The sequence below is a fragment of the Cupriavidus sp. U2 genome (assembly GCF_009663685.2).
GTDB lineage: Bacteria > Pseudomonadota > Gammaproteobacteria > Burkholderiales > Burkholderiaceae > Cupriavidus > Cupriavidus necator_C.
The window spans coordinates 126,869-141,383 of sequence record NZ_RCOG02000022.1 but is presented as its reverse complement, the minus strand read 5'-3'; the positions used below and the strand labels follow the sequence as shown (position 1 = coordinate 141,383).

Here is a 14,515-nt window from a genome sequence, read left to right as displayed (position 1 = left end):
CTGCCCCTCGCAATCTTCCTGTACGTCGCCGTCGTGTTCTTCGGCATCGGCGTATGCGGCGGCCCGTTCGGGAGCCGCAAATGAGCGCCATCCGCCTCGGCGCCCCGCGCGTCGACATTCCCCTGCCCCGGCGCCCGGTCATGCCGGCCGGCGTCCGCCAGCGCACGCTGCGCCGCCCGCTCGGCAGCTCCATCGTCGAGATCGAATTCCGCGGTACCAACCGTGAAGCCGTGCAGCAGGCCGCCGGCCAGCACGCCAACGGCATCGACGCGTACCGCTCGCCCGCAGTGCAGTCCACCCGGCTCGACGGCCAGGAGTGGGTCAGCCTGCTGCGCTACTACAACTCGAACTGAGGGCCGGACGCCATGACGACGACCGACAACACCCTCAACGTCTACGGCACCAGCGCCGAGATCGCGTTCATCGACGACCTGGCGCGCAAGCCGCAGGCCGCCATGCTGCTCTCGAACTACGTGGCCGCCGCGCAGAAGCGCGTCAGCTGGGGCGCGATCAACCGTGAGCAAGTCATCGAATACGCCGGCCTGCTGCTGGGCAACGCCCAGGCCGCAGCACAAACGGCGACCCGCGTAGCGAGGGCAGCATGAGCGCCGGCACCTGCAAGCACGCGGCGTCCGGCTGCGACTACCCGACCGGGCAGTGCGACGGCAGCTGCATGGCCAAGCCGGCTCAATCGGCGGCCGCAGAGCGCCGCGTGTGCGCAACTGCCGAAGGGAAGGTCAACGCCGAATTGCTGCGAGAGCTGCAGCTGGCACACGAGATTGTGCGGAACGCTCTTTCGCTAATGACTCCAGCCCAGAGGACCGACTGGGCATTCTTGAACGTTGCCAGCGGCAACGACAGCGATGGCACGACCCGGTTCCACGAACGGGCAGCCGTCATCGCCCGCGCAACGGGAGCGCAATCATGAGCCGCGACTTCTTCTACACGGCCCTGCTGATCTGCGTCGCGCCGCCGCTGGTGGTGCTGGCCGGCGCCGTCCTGTCGATGGTGGCGCAATGAAGCCGCGCAACGACACCGCCATCAACCGCAACAACCACTGGCTTGCCGACCTGACCTGGCTGGCCCTCGGGTTCGTTCTGGTGGAAGTCCTGTGGGAGTTGCTGGCATGACCTACGACCCCGACAGCAACCAGCTGCTGGCGCTCGCGAAGCGCAAGCGCTCGATCGAATACGCGTGCGCCGCCGGCTTCGTCATCGCCGCGCCCCTCGTCTGGTACCTGGCCGTCGCCCTGCGCGCCGGCGCCCTGTAATCCGCCTTCTACTGGAGACCCGCATGTCTACTGCCGTTGCCGAGCGCCCGGCCCCGAACCAAAGTCTGGTCGCGAAGTTCGCCGGCCGCTACAACATCGACCCGAACAAGCTTCTGGCCACGTTGAAGGCAACGGCATTCCGCCAGAGGAACAACCGCGACATCACCGACGAGCAGATGGCCGCGCTGCTGATCGTGGCCGACCAGTACAAGCTCAACCCGTTCACGAAGGAAATCTTCGCGTACGAGGACAAGGGCGCCATCGTGCCGGTGGTCAGCGTCGACGGCTGGGCCCGGATCATCAACGAGCACCCCGCCTTCAACGGCCTGGAGTTCCGGTACTCCGAGGAAATGGAAACGCCGGCGGCCGGCAAGGCCTGCCCGGTGTGGTGCGAGATACTGATCTACCGCAAGGACCGCGACCGGCCGACCATCGTCCGCGAATACCTTGACGAGACGTACCAGGGCCCGCGCGGCGAGAACAAGATCAACGGTCCGTGGCAGAGCCACACGAAACGCATGCTGCGCCACAAGGTGCTGATCCAGGGGGCGCGTATCGCCTTCGGCTTCGCCGGCATCTACGACGAGGACGAGGCCGACCGCATCGTCGAGCGCGACATGGGCGCCGCCGAGACCGTGGCGCAGCCAGCATCCCGGGTGGCCATGCCGCAGGCCCGGCCAAAGCAGGTCGCGTCACAACCGGCAGACGTCGTCGAGCAGCCGGCACAGCGCACGCGTCAGCCCGTGGCCCAGCGCCAGCAGGCCAAGGAAGCCGCGCAGGACGTCGCGCCGACGGGCGGCGAGCCGGCGGATGGTGCCGACCTGGCCACCGATGGCGAGAAGCAGTACGTGCGGACAAAGCTGGCCGGCGCAGAAATCCCGCTGCAGGAAGCGCTCGACACGCTGGGCCTTTCCACCCCGGACACGCTCGACGGTCTGACCCGTGACGGCTTCGTGGCGCTGCAGGACTACATTCAGGAGAACTGCTGATGTCCGCCCTGCACTTCGACGAGGCGACGCACACCTACACCGAAAACGGTGTGCGCGTGCCCAGCGTGACGCAGATCCTCGCGCCGCTGAACGACCTGTCGTTCATCAAGCCGGACGTGCTGCAGTTCAAGCGCGACCTCGGCACCGCCGTGCACAAGGCCACTGAGCTGTACGACCTGGGCGAGCTGGACGAAAGCACCGTCTCGCCGCTGGTGCAGCCGTACCTCGATGGCTGGATCCGGCTGCGCGCTGAACTGCCGTTCGAGATCCTGGGCATGGAAGAGCGCGTGTTCCACCCGGCCCACCGCTACGCCGGCACCTACGACCGCCTGGTGATGCTGGACGGCAAACGCTGCATCTTCGATCTGAAGACGGGCGCCATGTTTCCCAGCTACGGCCCGCAGACCGCTGCGTACAAGAACGCCGTCGAGAAGGCCAGCGGCAAGCGCGTCGAGGGCCGCTACGCGATCGAGCTGCGCGACGACGGCACCTACCGCCTGCACGAGATGACCGACCCGGAGGACTGGCAGGTCTTCCTCGGTTGCCTCGCCCTGCACCGTTTCAAGAACAAGCACGCCGCCTGAGCGCGGCCTTCCTCCGGAGATTCCGACCATGACCGAAACCACCAACACCCAGGGCAGCGTCGCCTACGACGCCAGCGACGCCGTCTTGCTCGCGGGCAAGGCCCAGCGCCTGCTGGCCACCGCGCAGGCGTTCGTCATCGACAGCCCGACCATGTATGAGCTGGCGGCCGGCGACCTGCAGAAGGTCAAGGCGCTGGCCAAGGACGTCGAGGAAAAGCGCACGGCCATCACCGGCCCGCTCAACCAGGCAGTGAAGGCTGTGAACGACCTCTTCCGCGCGCCGAAGGACTTCCTGGCCACGGCCGAGACGGCGCTGAAGGGCGCCATGATCACCTACGACCGCGAGCAGCAGCGCAAGGCCGACGAGGCCCGCCGCGAAGCCGAGCGCGTCGCCCGCGAGGAACGCCAGCGGATCGAAGCCGAGGCCCGGGAGGCCGCGCGCAAGGCGCAGGAAGAAGCCGACCGCATTGCCAAGGAAGCGGCCGACGCTGCCGCCGCCGGAGACGCCGCCAAGGCCGCCGAGCTGCAGCAACAGGCCGAGCAGACCGCCGCCGACGGCGCCGCGCAGGCGGAGACCATCGCCATGGAAGCGGAAATGGTCACGGCGGCGCCGGTGCCGGTGGCCACGGCCGCGCCGAAGGTGGCAGGCCTCTCCACCCGCCAGAACTGGAAGGCTCGGCTGACCGACAAGATGGCCCTGATCAAGTTCGTGGCCGCACACCCCGAGCACCAGCACCTGCTCGACGTGAACCAGTCCGCCATCAACCAGCTGGCCAAGGCTCAGAAGGACGCCATGAAGTTGCCTGGCGTCGAGGCCTACCCCGACGCCGTCATGTCGGCCCGCGCGGCCTGATCTATTTCACCCACCACCGGAGCCCAGCAAATGCTCACCTTCGAAAAAGAACTGGTCAAGATCGCCCACGTCAAGCACCGCATCGAAAAGCACGGTGACGAGGACGTGCCGGCCGTGGACATCAAGATCGTCTACCGCACCACCAACGATGTGCTGGCGCACTTCTCGCCCACGCTGAAATCGTCGCTCTACTACCTGGACGAGAGCGTCCAGGGCGACATCATCCGCGACCCGTCGCACCTGCCGAACATCAAGAACCCGAAGCTCGAACCGCTGAAGTGGAAGGACAAGCACGAGCACATCGACTTCCGCTTCCACCAGGGCGTGCGCGAGGCCGACGACATCGTGTTCGCGGATGCCAAGGTCAGCAAGTTCGTGATCCACCCGATGGAAGGCGGGTCCACGACGATCGAGTTCCTGCTCCAGTCGCTGCTGGGTGACAACAGCATGGACGCGCTGATCCACATCGAGAAGACCGAGGTCCATGCCAGCCTGAATGAAGGCGAAGAGCAGGCCGACCTCATCGACTGATCAACGGGGGAAAGCGGATGCCGTCCGCCGATCCTGAGCCCGCCACAGCGTCGTCGGCCGCAGGCGGAACACCTCAGGTGAGGACGGTGCAGCGAGTACCCCACCCTTCAATGGGCGGACGGCGGCGGGACAACGCCGAGTCCCAAAAAACAGCGCGCGACGCCATCTCCTGATTGGGACAGTCGCCGGCCCGCCCACCCTACAGGAAACCGTGATGACTACCAATGACGCACGTGGTGCGCTGACCGAGGTCGCCAAGTCCGCGTGGGACGAGGCCTGGCAGTTGGCCTTCAACGACGGCCTGGGCGCCGGCCACCCGCTCGGCCGTAGCTTCCTCGACCGTGAAACGGAATGGAAGCAGAGCGACGTGCTGGAGAGCATCAATCGCCAAAAGGACAACGAATCGACGGCAATCACCGGTGACGGTATGGCGCCGACGGATGAGCAGATTCTGGCAATTGGTCGTCAGCACTTCCGCCCCGGGCACGACCCGAAGGCAGAGCCTGCATTCATCGCTGCAGTCCGCGCGATTCTCGCCGCCTCGGCACAAGGATCGAACGATGCGCGGGACGTGAAGCGACTGGACTTCCTTCTTGAGGATGGCGCGATCATTGACACGATCACCAACGGTGAAGGCGAAAAGCGGTATCACCTGTATTGGCCAGGCTTCGACGAATCGCAGCGCGCGTGGTATTGCACTCCCCGCGCCGCTATTGATGCCCAGATGGCCGCCATATCCACCGCCCCAAACACCGAAATAGAAGCCCTGTTCGAGGGCCGTGCGGAGAATACGGCCGTAATCTCCGCAAATTCTGCGGTGAATAGCGGTGGCGAGGTGGGCGCGTGAGCATCATTCACGTCGTCTCCATGTCCGGCGGCAAGGACAGCACCGCCACCGCCATCCTCGCTATCGAGCAGCATGGCCGCGAGGCCTGTCGCTTCGTCTTCGCCGACACCGGCAACGAGCATGAAGCGACGGTCGAGTACGCGCTGGACTATCTGCCCCAGGCGCTCGGCATCCGAGTGGATGTGGTGAGAGCCGACTTTACCGACGAATTCGCGACGAAGCGCGCCAATCTGGCTCGGTTGGCCGCAGGGGAGCCAGAGACTGCCGTCTATGGCCGCCGCAAGTTCATGTATCAGTGGACGCCAGAGGCAGCGGCGCGAGCGCTTGAGTTGCTTCACCCGACAGGCATCCCATATCTGGATATGTGCTTGCTCAAGGGCGGCTTCCCTTCCTTGAACCGACAGTACTGCACCGAATATCTGAAGACGGAGCCACTGACGGCATATGCCATCGACATCATCGACTCTGGCTACGCCGTCTGGTCTTGGCAAGGCGTTCGCCTCGAAGAGAGCCCACGCCGGCGGCGCTTGTTGCAGGGCACTGGCGCCTGCGTAAGCGCTTTCGAAGAGGTCGGCGGCGGCCTCTACAACTACCGGCCCATCCTTCGGTGGTTGGCACCCGATGTCTTCCAGGCGCACGAACTCGCCGGGATCCGTCCCAATCCGCTCTATCTGCAAGGTCAGGCACGCGTCGGGTGCATGCCCTGCATCAACTGCAGCAAGGCCGAGTTGCGCGAGATCGCGCGCCGGTGGCCGCAGCACATCGAACGCATTGCCGAATGGGAGCGCCTGGTGTCCGGCGTATGCCGGCCGCGATCGCCGGTCTCGTTCTTTCATCTCGGCACCCAAGGCCATGCCGGGCAGACATCGACCATCCACTCCGTGGTGGAGTGGAGCAAGACCACGCGCGGCGGCCGGCAATACAACCTTCTCGATCAACTCGACGAGCCGACTGCTTGCTCGTCGTCGTATGGACTCTGCGAATGATCCATTACCACGGCATGCCGATCACGCCGACCACGGCCGCCGCTAAGGCGGTGTTCTCCGGCCACGCGTTCGTCTCTTTTCGCTACCCCGAGCAATTGGGCATCGTGCTGGACGTTGCCCAGTCCTTCGCCGTGGATAACGGCGCCTTCAGCGCCTGGCGCTCTGGCGCGCCGGTGACGGACTGGAGCGAGTACTACGCCTGGGTGGCCGAACTGCACCGCTACCCAGCCTTCGACTTTGCGGTGATCCCTGATGTTATCGACGGCGACGAGGCGGCGAACGACGTCCTGGTGGCGGAATGGCCGTGGCGCGAGCGGGCGCCGTGGGTAGGTGCGCCGGTCTGGCACCTGCACGAAAGCCTGGAACGGTTGGAACGTCTGTCGCTGGCGTGGCCTCGCGTCTGCCTCGGCAGCTCCGGCGAGTTCGCCCAGATCGGCACGCTGCGCTGGTGGACCCGCATGGCCGAGGCTATGGACGCGGTGTGCGACCGAGACGGCCGGCCGGTCTGCAAACTGCACGGTCTGCGCATGCTTGACCCGGAAGTCTTCAGCCGCTTCCCCTTCGCCAGCGCCGACAGCACGAACATCGCCCAGAACGTGGGCATCGACAGCGCCTGGCGCGGGACCTACACGCCGGCCAGCAAGGAATCGCGCGCAGCGGTCATGCGCGAGCGGATTGAATCGCGGCAGTCCCTGACCTTCTGGGAGCGCATGGCGGCACCGATCCAGCGCGGCCTGTTCGGGGAGGCCGCGTGATGCTACTCGTACATGCCCACTTGCAGTTCAATGTCACGCTGCGCGTGCCTGAACGCATGATCTGCAGCCTCTGTTCGGCTCCCGACAATGACCGTCCCGTAGTTGACGCCGCTGCCTTTGTAGTTCCCGTCGCGAAATATCCACGTACGTGTCACAAAGTGGCCCGACAGTCCTTCCACCTCGGACACGTCAATCTTGACGTCGTATGTGAAGCGCTCGCCCTTGGTTCGCGTGTAGTTGTACTGAAACTCCGGCTCCCAGTTCATAGGGTCTCCTTTTTTGGAGGCATCCTAGCATGACGGTGACACGCCCCGTTCTTCGCTACCACGGCAGCAAGTTCCGCCTGGCGCCGTGGGTGATGGGATTCTTTCCCGCCCACTCGTGCTACGTAGAGCCGTTCGGCGGCGGCGCCGGGATCCTGCTGCAGAAGGACCGCGTGCCAGCCGAGTGCTACAACGACCTCGACGGCCAGGTGGTGAACGTCTTCCGTGTATTGCGCGAGCAGGGCAAAGCACTCGAGCTACAGCGTCGCGTCGCCCTAACCCCGTTCTCGCGGGATGAATTCGACTGGTCGTACGAACCGTCCGTCGACGATATCGACAGCGCCCACAAGATGATCGTGCGCTCGTTCTTCGGCCACGGCAGCGACAGCGCCACGCGCGGCTGCCGCACCGGCTTCCGCTCGAAGTTGACGGATGGCCGTGGGTTGCCGTCGGCAGAATGGTCGCGCTGGGCCGATGCAATCCCTTCGTTCACCCGTCGGCTGCAGGGAGTACTGCTGGAGAATCGCGACGCACTCGAGGTGATCGCTCGGATGGACAACCCAAATGCGCTGATCTACGCGGATCCACCCTACGCCCACAGCACCAGGTCCGCGATCATGGGCCGGTCCGCGAAGACCCACGGCTACCGGCACGAGATGACCGACGACGACCATCGCGCGTTGGCCGCAGTACTCCGTGCGAGCACTGCGATGGTGGTGCTATCCGGCTACCCCAGCGCACTGTACGACGACGAGCTATTTGCCGATTGGGAACGCCACGAGCGGCGGCACATGGCCGACGGCGGGCGCGCGCGCACGGAAGTGGTTTGGATCAACCCGGCATGCTCCGCCGCACTCGAGCGAGAGCGTTCCCAGATGGAGCTGATCGCATGACGCTGGCTCGTCCCCTTCCCACCAAAGCCCTATCCATCCGCCAGCCGTGGGCCTGGCTGATCGTCAACGGCCGCAAGGACATCGAGAACCGGTCGTGGGCCACGCGGTTCCGTGGGCCGGTGCTGATCCATGCGGCCAAGGGCATGACCCGGCTGGAGTACAGCGCGGCGCTGCTGATGTTTGACCAGGCCGGCATCCGAGCCCACTTCCCCCGTTTGGAGGATCTGCAGCGCGGCGGCATCGTCGGCATGACCGAGGTCGCCGGCTGCGTGCCGCCAGAACGCCGGACTTCGTACTGGCACATGCCGGGCTGCCACGGCTTCGCCCTGCGCGGCGCCCAGCCCCTGCCCTTCACGCCGCTGGCCGGTCGCCTGGGCTTCTTCGAAGTGCCGGCCGACGTTTTATCCCAAATTATTCAGAACCAATAATTGACCGAAACAGCAGCGCGCATTATCGAAACGACCCGGCGACTCTGGGAGCAGCAAATGGACAACCGACTGATGAGCGAGCAGGACCTGCGTGACGTGACCGGCCTGAAGCGGCCCAAGCTGCAAATGCTGTGGTTCGAGCGCCATTTTGGCGTGACGCCGGTGCAGCGGGCAGACCGGCGCATCATCATGACCTGGGCAGCATTCGAAGCTCTGCAGGCGAAGCGCGCCGGCGTGCTGCCGACGGCCGAGACCAACCAGCGCCCCGCCCTGGTCCCTCTCCGGAAGGCAGCATGAACGCACGTCGTCGCACAAAGCTGGATGGTCTGCCCAGTCGGGTGTACATCCGCCGCAACAGCTATTTCTGGGTCCGGAACACCGACGAGAAGTGGATCAAGCTGTGCCGCGTGGAGGAAGGCGAGACGCGCATGCTCGAACGCCTGACCATCGAGAAGCGGAAGGTGGAGGCGGACGGCCTGGAGGGCAGCATGTCCCGCCTGGTAAAGGTCTACATCGAGCAGTTCAAGGGCGGCTACGCCGAATCGTTCCGGGACGAATGGGAGCGCCGCGGCGCGCAGTGCCGCACCGCCTTCCAGAATTACGACATCGCCCAGGTCGACGCCGGCGTGATCGAGGACTTCCTGATCGCCGAATGGTCGGACAAGCCAGCGACCCAGACAGCCATGAAGGGTTGGCTGTCGGCCTTCTTCTCATGGGCGGTACGCCGGCGCCATGCCACCGCCAACCCATGCCGGGAAGTGAAGGTGTCGAAGCCCAAGGGCCGGGACGTGTACATCCCGCACGCACACTTCGTGGCCATCCGTGACGCCTTGTCGGTCTACAGGTACAAACGGATGAAAGACGGGCAGGAGGTGGAGGTCGAGGCGAAGGTGCCAACCGGGCCGGAGATGCAGGTCTTCGTCGACCTGTGCTACCTGACCTGCCAGCGGTCGACCGACATCCGAGAGCTGCGCTGGTCGCAGGTGGACGAGCTGGCAGGCGTGATCCGGTTTAAGCCGACCAAGACGGCTAAAAGCACCGGCCAAGCCGTAGACTGGCCGATCACGCCCGAGATCGCACGGGTGCTGCGCCGCGCCAAGACGGTTGCGCGCGGGGCCAAGGTGCGCACCCTGACGGCCGACGACTATGTGGTGGTGAACCGCCAGGGCAAGCCGAAGACAGCGGCCGCCTGCCGCGAAGCATGGCGCGACGCGCTGGAGCGCGCAAAGCTGGGCGACAAGGACTACGTGGTGAAGGATATTCGGGCGAAGGCGCTGACGGATGCGAAGCGCGCGGGCTACGACATTGAGGCCTTGCAGGTGGCCGGTGCCCACGCCGATAGGGCAACGACCGAGGGGTACATTAAGCAGCGGGACGTGCCCTTGTCCACCGTCAAGCTAACGTTACCGGCGGCATAGCGCCCAATTACTGTTGTGGTCTACGCGAAATGATGCCTGAACAAGCCCACCACCTCGTGGATATGGCTCAGTATGTTGCCCAATACCTCCGGGGCGGGAGCACGGTGTTCCTCTTCCAACGAAACAGCGAATTTCCCTTCAAACTGAAAATCCACTTTTTTGATCGGTGCTGTAGTCCGAAGCTCAAACAGCACCACGCCAGGTTCGATCGGTCCGCCCCAAATGGTAGTGCCACCCTCAATATCCTGCGCGCGCGCTTCCTCGTCTGAGTGAAACTCCAAAGTGCAACGGGGCTTCATTTCCTGTGGCACTACCACAGCAATTTTGGGAAGTCGGTGTTTGTCACTGTTGCTCAGCCGCTGCAGCATCATCAGGGGATGGAATTCTGGTACATCCCAGGGCCACACTTCGCGCTGAAAAGGCTGAATATGCTCGATCAACTGAGCTGCTGCGTCCGGCAACAGGTTAAGTCCACGCCGCCCTCTGCGATCAAAGTCAGCCTGATCGCCGAAAATTGGATACGCAAGTTCCCATGGTCGCGCCGGTGGATTCTGTCGCACACAGGCAAGTGCGTAGGCGAGGTTGTCGAGGCTAGTTCTAAGGTTGTGCACCAATTCGCCTACGAGCAGGCCCCACTCTTCGATCGGAGGCGTAACCTCCCACTCCGCTATGGTTATGCGAAAGCCCAATCGGCCATCCAGAAGCTCACCCTTGTGCGCTAACTGGCTGCCGGCGGCCCACCGTTGCATAGAATCGGCGAGAACAGCCAATTGAACGGCAGCGCGCGTTAGTTTAAGGTCGACTGGCCGAAGCAATTCCGCTTTCATCACACCCTCAAACGTGACCAATTTGGGATTCGATCATAGGCTGCACGGGACATCATATTGGACACCGTCCAATATTCGGCATCGAAAGGCGGGAATCAAAAAAGACGAAGCCCGCACAACCTGTTGATTGTGCGGGCTTTATTCTGGTCGGGGCGAGAGGATTTGAACCTCCGACCACCTGCACCCCATGCAGGTACGCTACCAGGCTGCGCTACGCCCCGAAGAAGAACGAGATTATATCAGAGCCGACCGTAATGGCTAGTGGTTTGCAGTGAATTTATTCGGGCTTCGCGATTTGCTTCAGTTGCGCCAGCAGATGCTGGACTTCCACCAGGTCGCCGCGCAGCGTGTTCAGGTCGACCGACAGCACCGGCGGTTGCACTGCCGCGTCGGGCTGCGCCGCGACGGCTTCGTCCGGCACGGCTGCTCCGACGCCATGATGACGCCCTTCGTCCAGCCGATTGCGCGCACCGTTGATCGTGAAGCCTTGCTCGTAGAGCAGTTCGCGAATCCGCCGGATCAGCAGGACTTCATGGTGCTGGTAGTAGCGGCGATTGCCGCGGCGCTTCACGGGCTTGAGCTGCGTGAACTCCTGCTCCCAGTAACGCAGGACGTGCGGCTTGACGGCGCAAAGCTCGCTGACTTCACCAATCGTGAAATAGCGTTTTGCGGGAATCGGCGGCAGCGAGACGCGCTCGCTGGATTTTTCCGTCATGCGATGGAGAAGCTGATGTCAGCCCCCTCGGGGGCCAGACGCGGTTGGCGCGACGCGCGCGCGGCATTGCAGGATACAGATAGCCACCGCCCCGGGCAATCCAACCGATGTGGCAAATTGATACAGGTGTCTGTGCGCCGCGACGATCATCGTTCGGCAGGCAACTGACGCGCGGGGCGTCAGTGCTGCCACGTCGTCAGCCCGGAAGCGCCACGTCGGCGCGTTCCTCGACCAGGCTCTTGAGCTTCTGGCTGGCGTGGAACGTCACCACACGGCGCGCGGTGATCGGAATGATCTCGCCCGTCTTGGGATTGCGGCCGGGACGTTGCGCCTTGTCGCGCAACTGGAAGTTGCCGAAGCCGGACAGCTTCACGCTGTCGCCCTTCTCCAAGGCTTCGCGAATCACGTCGAAGAAAGCCTCGACCATATCCTTCGATTCGCGCTTGTTCAGGCCAACCTGGTCGAATAGCATTTCTGCGAGTTCGGCCTTGGTCAGGGTAGGCACCTCGGTAGCGCGGGCTTCCGGCGATGCATCGTCGAAGGAGGCAGCATGCCGGTCGCTTGCCTCACCCAGGTCTGCAGCATTCATGGAAATCGCGTCTCGATCGTTCATCCTTGATCGCTCTCTTGCATCTGTCTGGCGATCCGCCCGGGAGCTGTGCCCGGGCGCTCCAACTGCGATGGTGGCTCAGCCGCGCAGGCGGGCATCAAAGCCCGCTGTCAGCGCATCGACCATGCAACGCACCGCGCTGTCGACTGTCTCGTCCTGGAGGGTCGCCCCAGTATCTTGCAACGTTACCCGGAAGGCAAGACTTTTCTCGTCGGCGCCAATTGACGCCGACGCCGCCTTGGGACGGAACTCGTCAAACAGAACCAGGCTCTGGACAAAGTGGCCCGAGCCGGCCTTGTCCAGCGCCGCGCGCATGGCATCGATCATGTCCTGCACGCGCACCTGCTGCTTGACCACCACGGCCAGGTCACGCACGGCGGCCGGGAACTTGGAGATTTCCGTGTAGACCGGCAGGCCCACGTCGCGCAGCGCGTCAAGTTCCAGCTCGAACACCGCCGGCGCGTTGGTCAGCTCATACTCCTGCAGCCAGCGCGGGTGAATTTCACCCACCACGCCCACGGACTTGCCATCGACGATCACGCGCGCGGCGCGGCCCGGGTGCAGCGCGGGATGCGCCACCGGCTCGAAGCGCGGCGTGCGCGGATGGAACAGCGCCTCCACGTCACCCTTGATGTCGAAGAAGTCCACCGGGCGCGTTGCCACACCCCATTGCTCCTCGAATGCCGGGCCGTACGCGATGCCCGCTGCCATCATCGGCTGGCGGTAGCCGGCCACGGTCAGGCCGCCATCGGCCACGCTGGGGTCGCGATGGAACACGCGGCCCACCTCGAACAGGCGCACGCGCGCCGCCTTGCGGTTGAGGTTGTAGCGCACCTTGTCGACCAGGCCACCGATCAGCGTCGAACGCATCACGGCCAGTTGGCTCGCGATCGGGTTCAGCAGGCGAATCGGGTTGTCATTGGCGGCAAAGTCGCGCTCCCACTGCTCTTCCACGAAGGCGAAGTTGATCACTTCGTTGAAGTCGCGCGCGGCCAGCGCGTGGCGCACCACGTGCTGCGAGCGGCGGCCTTCGTTGGTCGGGCGCATTTCGCTCTCGGCGATCGGCGGACGGGCCACGATACGCTCGAAGCCGTAGATCCGTGCCACTTCCTCGATCAGGTCTTCCTCGATCTCGATGTCGAAGCGATAGCTCGGCGGCGTAACCTCGAACACCTCGCCATCCGCGCCCTGCGAACGCGTGAACGGCAGTTTCAGGCGCTGGAACACATCGGCAATCTCGGCCGACGACAGTTCGATACCCAACACGCGCTCGGCGCGCGCCACGCGCAGGGCCACCGGCTTGCGCTGCGGCAGGTTGACGATCTGGTCGTCCACGGGGCCGGCCTGGCCGCCGCAGATCTCAAGAATCAGCGCGCTGATGCGTTCGATGTGCTCGACCGTGGTGGCGTAGTCCACGCCACGCTCGAACCGATGGGCGGCATCGGTCGAGAAGTTGTAGCGGCGCGCGCGGCCCTGGATGGCATTGGGCCACCAGAACGCGGCTTCCAGATAGATGTTCGTGGTGTCCAGCGACACGGCAGTGCTGTCGCCGCCCATGATGCCCGCCAGGCTTTCGATTTCCTTGTCGTCGGAAATCACGCCAACCTGCTCGTCCACCTCGACGGTATTGCCGTTCAGCAGCTTGAGCTGTTCGCCCTTGCGGCCCCAGCGCACGTCCAGCCCGCCGTGGATCTTGTCCAGGTCGAACACGTGCGACGGACGGCCCAGTTCGAGCATCACGTAATTGGAGATATCGACCAGTGCCGAGATGCTGCGCTGGCCCGAACGCTCCAGGCGCTGCACCATCCAGGCCGGCGTGGCCGCGCGGGCGTTCACGCCGCGGATGATGCGGCCCGAGAAACGGCCGCACAGGTCGGGCGCCGAGATCCTGACCGGCAGCTTGTCCTGCAGCGTCACGGCCACCGGCGACATCTCGGGCAGCGTCAGCACGGCACCGGTCAGGGCCGACACCTCGCGCGCCACGCCGTGGATCGACAGGCAGTCCGCCTTGTTTGGCGTCAGCTTGATCGTGAAGACCTGGTCGTCCAGGTCCAGGTACTGGCGGATGTCCTGGCCCACCGGCGCGTCGTCCGGCAGCACCAGCAGGCCGCCGTGGTCTTCCGACAGCTTCAGTTCGCGGGCCGAGCACAGCATGCCGAAGCTGTCCACGCCCCGGAGCTTGCCCACCTTGATCTCGAACGGCTTGCCGCCCTCTTCGGCCGGCGGCAGCACGGCGCCCACCAGCGCGCACGGCACCTTGATACCCGGCTTCACGTTGGGCGCGCCGCAAACGATCTGCAGCGTCTCGCCGGTGCCGGCGTCCACCTGGCAAACGTTCAGGCGGTCGGCATTGGGATGACGTTCGGTCGCCAGCACGCTGGCCACCACGATCTTGTTGAACGGCGGCGCAACCGGGCCAACCTCTTCCACTTCGAGGCCGGCCATCGTCAGGCTGTGCGACAGCGCGTCGGTCGAGATCTTTTCAGGATTGGCGAATGTGCGAAGCCAGGATTCCGAGAATTGCATGGCGCTTCTGATCCGGTAGG

20 protein-coding genes and 1 tRNA gene are annotated in these 14,515 nt (G+C 64.6%); 15 read left to right on the top strand and 6 right to left on the bottom strand.

The window, feature by feature from the left end; all coding sequences use genetic code 11:
* Positions 1-80 precede the first annotated feature (80 nt).
* From D9X30_RS17105 to D9X30_RS17055, 11 genes are all read left to right on the top strand, one after another.
* Entirely contained in the window at positions 81-353 is a 273-nt protein-coding gene (locus D9X30_RS17105) for a hypothetical protein (protein ID WP_153948376.1), read from the top strand.
* Positions 354-365: 12 nt separating this feature from the next.
* Positions 366-605 carry a hypothetical protein gene (locus D9X30_RS17100; protein WP_153948375.1) on the top strand — a complete coding sequence of 80 codons (240 nt, stop codon included), beginning with the start codon at positions 366-368 and terminating at the stop codon, positions 603-605.
* Positions 602-928, top strand: a complete 327-nt coding sequence (locus D9X30_RS17095) for a hypothetical protein (RefSeq protein ID WP_153948374.1) — start codon at positions 602-604, stop codon at positions 926-928. The genes D9X30_RS17100 and D9X30_RS17095 overlap by 4 nt, the downstream gene beginning before the upstream one ends.
* A gap of 198 nt (positions 929-1,126) precedes the next feature.
* Positions 1,127-1,270, top strand: coding sequence for a hypothetical protein (locus tag D9X30_RS17090; protein ID WP_153948373.1), 144 nt, complete (start codon positions 1,127-1,129; stop codon positions 1,268-1,270).
* Positions 1,271-1,293: 23 nt separating this feature from the next.
* Positions 1,294-2,259 (top strand): phage recombination protein Bet, encoded by a 966-nt coding sequence (bet, locus tag D9X30_RS17085; protein WP_153948372.1) that lies wholly within the window; start codon positions 1,294-1,296, stop codon positions 2,257-2,259.
* Positions 2,259-2,843 carry a PD-(D/E)XK nuclease family protein gene (locus D9X30_RS17080; RefSeq protein WP_153948371.1) on the top strand — a complete coding sequence of 195 codons (585 nt, stop codon included), beginning with the start codon at positions 2,259-2,261 and terminating at the stop codon, positions 2,841-2,843. Before bet ends, D9X30_RS17080 begins: the two co-directional genes overlap by 1 nt.
* Positions 2,844-2,871: 28 nt before the next feature.
* Complete coding sequence (locus D9X30_RS17075; protein ID WP_228770953.1) at positions 2,872-3,696, top strand: hypothetical protein; 825 nt, start codon at positions 2,872-2,874, stop codon at positions 3,694-3,696.
* Positions 3,697-3,726: 30 nt separating this feature from the next.
* On the top strand, positions 3,727-4,227 hold the full coding sequence (locus tag D9X30_RS17070) for a hypothetical protein (protein ID WP_153948370.1): 501 nt from the start codon (positions 3,727-3,729) through the stop codon (positions 4,225-4,227).
* Between the two features lie 214 nt (positions 4,228-4,441).
* Positions 4,442-5,074, top strand: coding sequence for a hypothetical protein (locus D9X30_RS17065; protein ID WP_153948369.1), 633 nt, complete (start codon positions 4,442-4,444; stop codon positions 5,072-5,074).
* A gap of 20 nt (positions 5,075-5,094) precedes the next feature.
* Entirely contained in the window at positions 5,095-6,060 is a 966-nt protein-coding gene (locus tag D9X30_RS17060) for a phosphoadenosine phosphosulfate reductase domain-containing protein (protein WP_153948461.1), read from the top strand.
* Positions 6,057-6,815 carry a hypothetical protein gene (locus tag D9X30_RS17055; RefSeq protein ID WP_153948368.1) on the top strand — a complete coding sequence of 253 codons (759 nt, stop codon included), beginning with the start codon at positions 6,057-6,059 and terminating at the stop codon, positions 6,813-6,815. The genes D9X30_RS17060 and D9X30_RS17055 overlap by 4 nt, the downstream gene beginning before the upstream one ends.
* A 2-nt stretch (positions 6,816-6,817) precedes the next feature.
* On the opposite strand, the gene D9X30_RS17050 is transcribed toward D9X30_RS17055, so the two are convergent.
* Positions 6,818-7,081, bottom strand: coding sequence for a hypothetical protein (locus D9X30_RS17050; protein ID WP_153948367.1), 264 nt, complete (start codon positions 7,079-7,081; stop codon positions 6,818-6,820).
* Between the two features lie 29 nt (positions 7,082-7,110).
* Between D9X30_RS17050 and D9X30_RS17045 the strand changes: the two genes are divergently transcribed.
* Genes D9X30_RS17045 through D9X30_RS17030 form a run of 4 tightly spaced genes read left to right on the top strand, consistent with a single transcriptional unit; the run spans position 7,111 to position 9,817 of the window.
* Complete coding sequence (locus tag D9X30_RS17045) at positions 7,111-7,971, top strand: DNA adenine methylase (protein WP_153948366.1); 861 nt, start codon at positions 7,111-7,113, stop codon at positions 7,969-7,971.
* Positions 7,968-8,399, top strand: a complete 432-nt coding sequence (locus tag D9X30_RS17040; RefSeq protein ID WP_153948365.1) for an ASCH domain-containing protein — start codon at positions 7,968-7,970, stop codon at positions 8,397-8,399. Before D9X30_RS17045 ends, D9X30_RS17040 begins: the two co-directional genes overlap by 4 nt.
* Positions 8,400-8,456: 57 nt before the next feature.
* On the top strand, positions 8,457-8,696 hold the full coding sequence (locus tag D9X30_RS17035; RefSeq protein WP_153948364.1) for a DUF4224 domain-containing protein: 240 nt from the start codon (positions 8,457-8,459) through the stop codon (positions 8,694-8,696).
* A complete protein-coding gene (locus tag D9X30_RS17030; protein ID WP_153948363.1) occupies positions 8,693-9,817 on the top strand; it encodes a tyrosine-type recombinase/integrase in 1,125 nt (374 codons plus the stop codon). Before D9X30_RS17035 ends, D9X30_RS17030 begins: the two co-directional genes overlap by 4 nt.
* A gap of 20 nt (positions 9,818-9,837) precedes the next feature.
* Here D9X30_RS17030 and D9X30_RS17025 read toward each other — a convergent pair whose 3' ends face one another.
* From D9X30_RS17025 to pheT, 5 genes are all read right to left on the bottom strand, one after another.
* On the bottom strand, positions 9,838-10,644 hold the full coding sequence (locus D9X30_RS17025; protein WP_153948362.1) for a hypothetical protein: 807 nt from the start codon (positions 10,642-10,644) through the stop codon (positions 9,838-9,840).
* A 144-nt stretch (positions 10,645-10,788) separates the two neighbouring features.
* Positions 10,789-10,865: transfer RNA gene (locus D9X30_RS17020), tRNA-Pro, on the bottom strand.
* A gap of 56 nt (positions 10,866-10,921) precedes the next feature.
* Positions 10,922-11,359 carry a MerR family transcriptional regulator gene (locus tag D9X30_RS17015; protein WP_153948361.1) on the bottom strand — a complete coding sequence of 146 codons (438 nt, stop codon included), beginning with the start codon at positions 11,357-11,359 and terminating at the stop codon, positions 10,922-10,924.
* Between the two features lie 196 nt (positions 11,360-11,555).
* Positions 11,556-11,972 (bottom strand): integration host factor subunit alpha, encoded by a 417-nt coding sequence (locus D9X30_RS17010; protein ID WP_066738541.1) that lies wholly within the window; start codon positions 11,970-11,972, stop codon positions 11,556-11,558.
* Positions 11,973-12,047: 75 nt separating this feature from the next.
* On the bottom strand, positions 12,048-14,495 hold the full coding sequence (gene pheT / locus D9X30_RS17005) for a phenylalanine--tRNA ligase subunit beta (protein ID WP_153948360.1): 2,448 nt from the start codon (positions 14,493-14,495) through the stop codon (positions 12,048-12,050).
* Between the last annotated feature and the right edge of the window lie 20 nt (positions 14,496-14,515).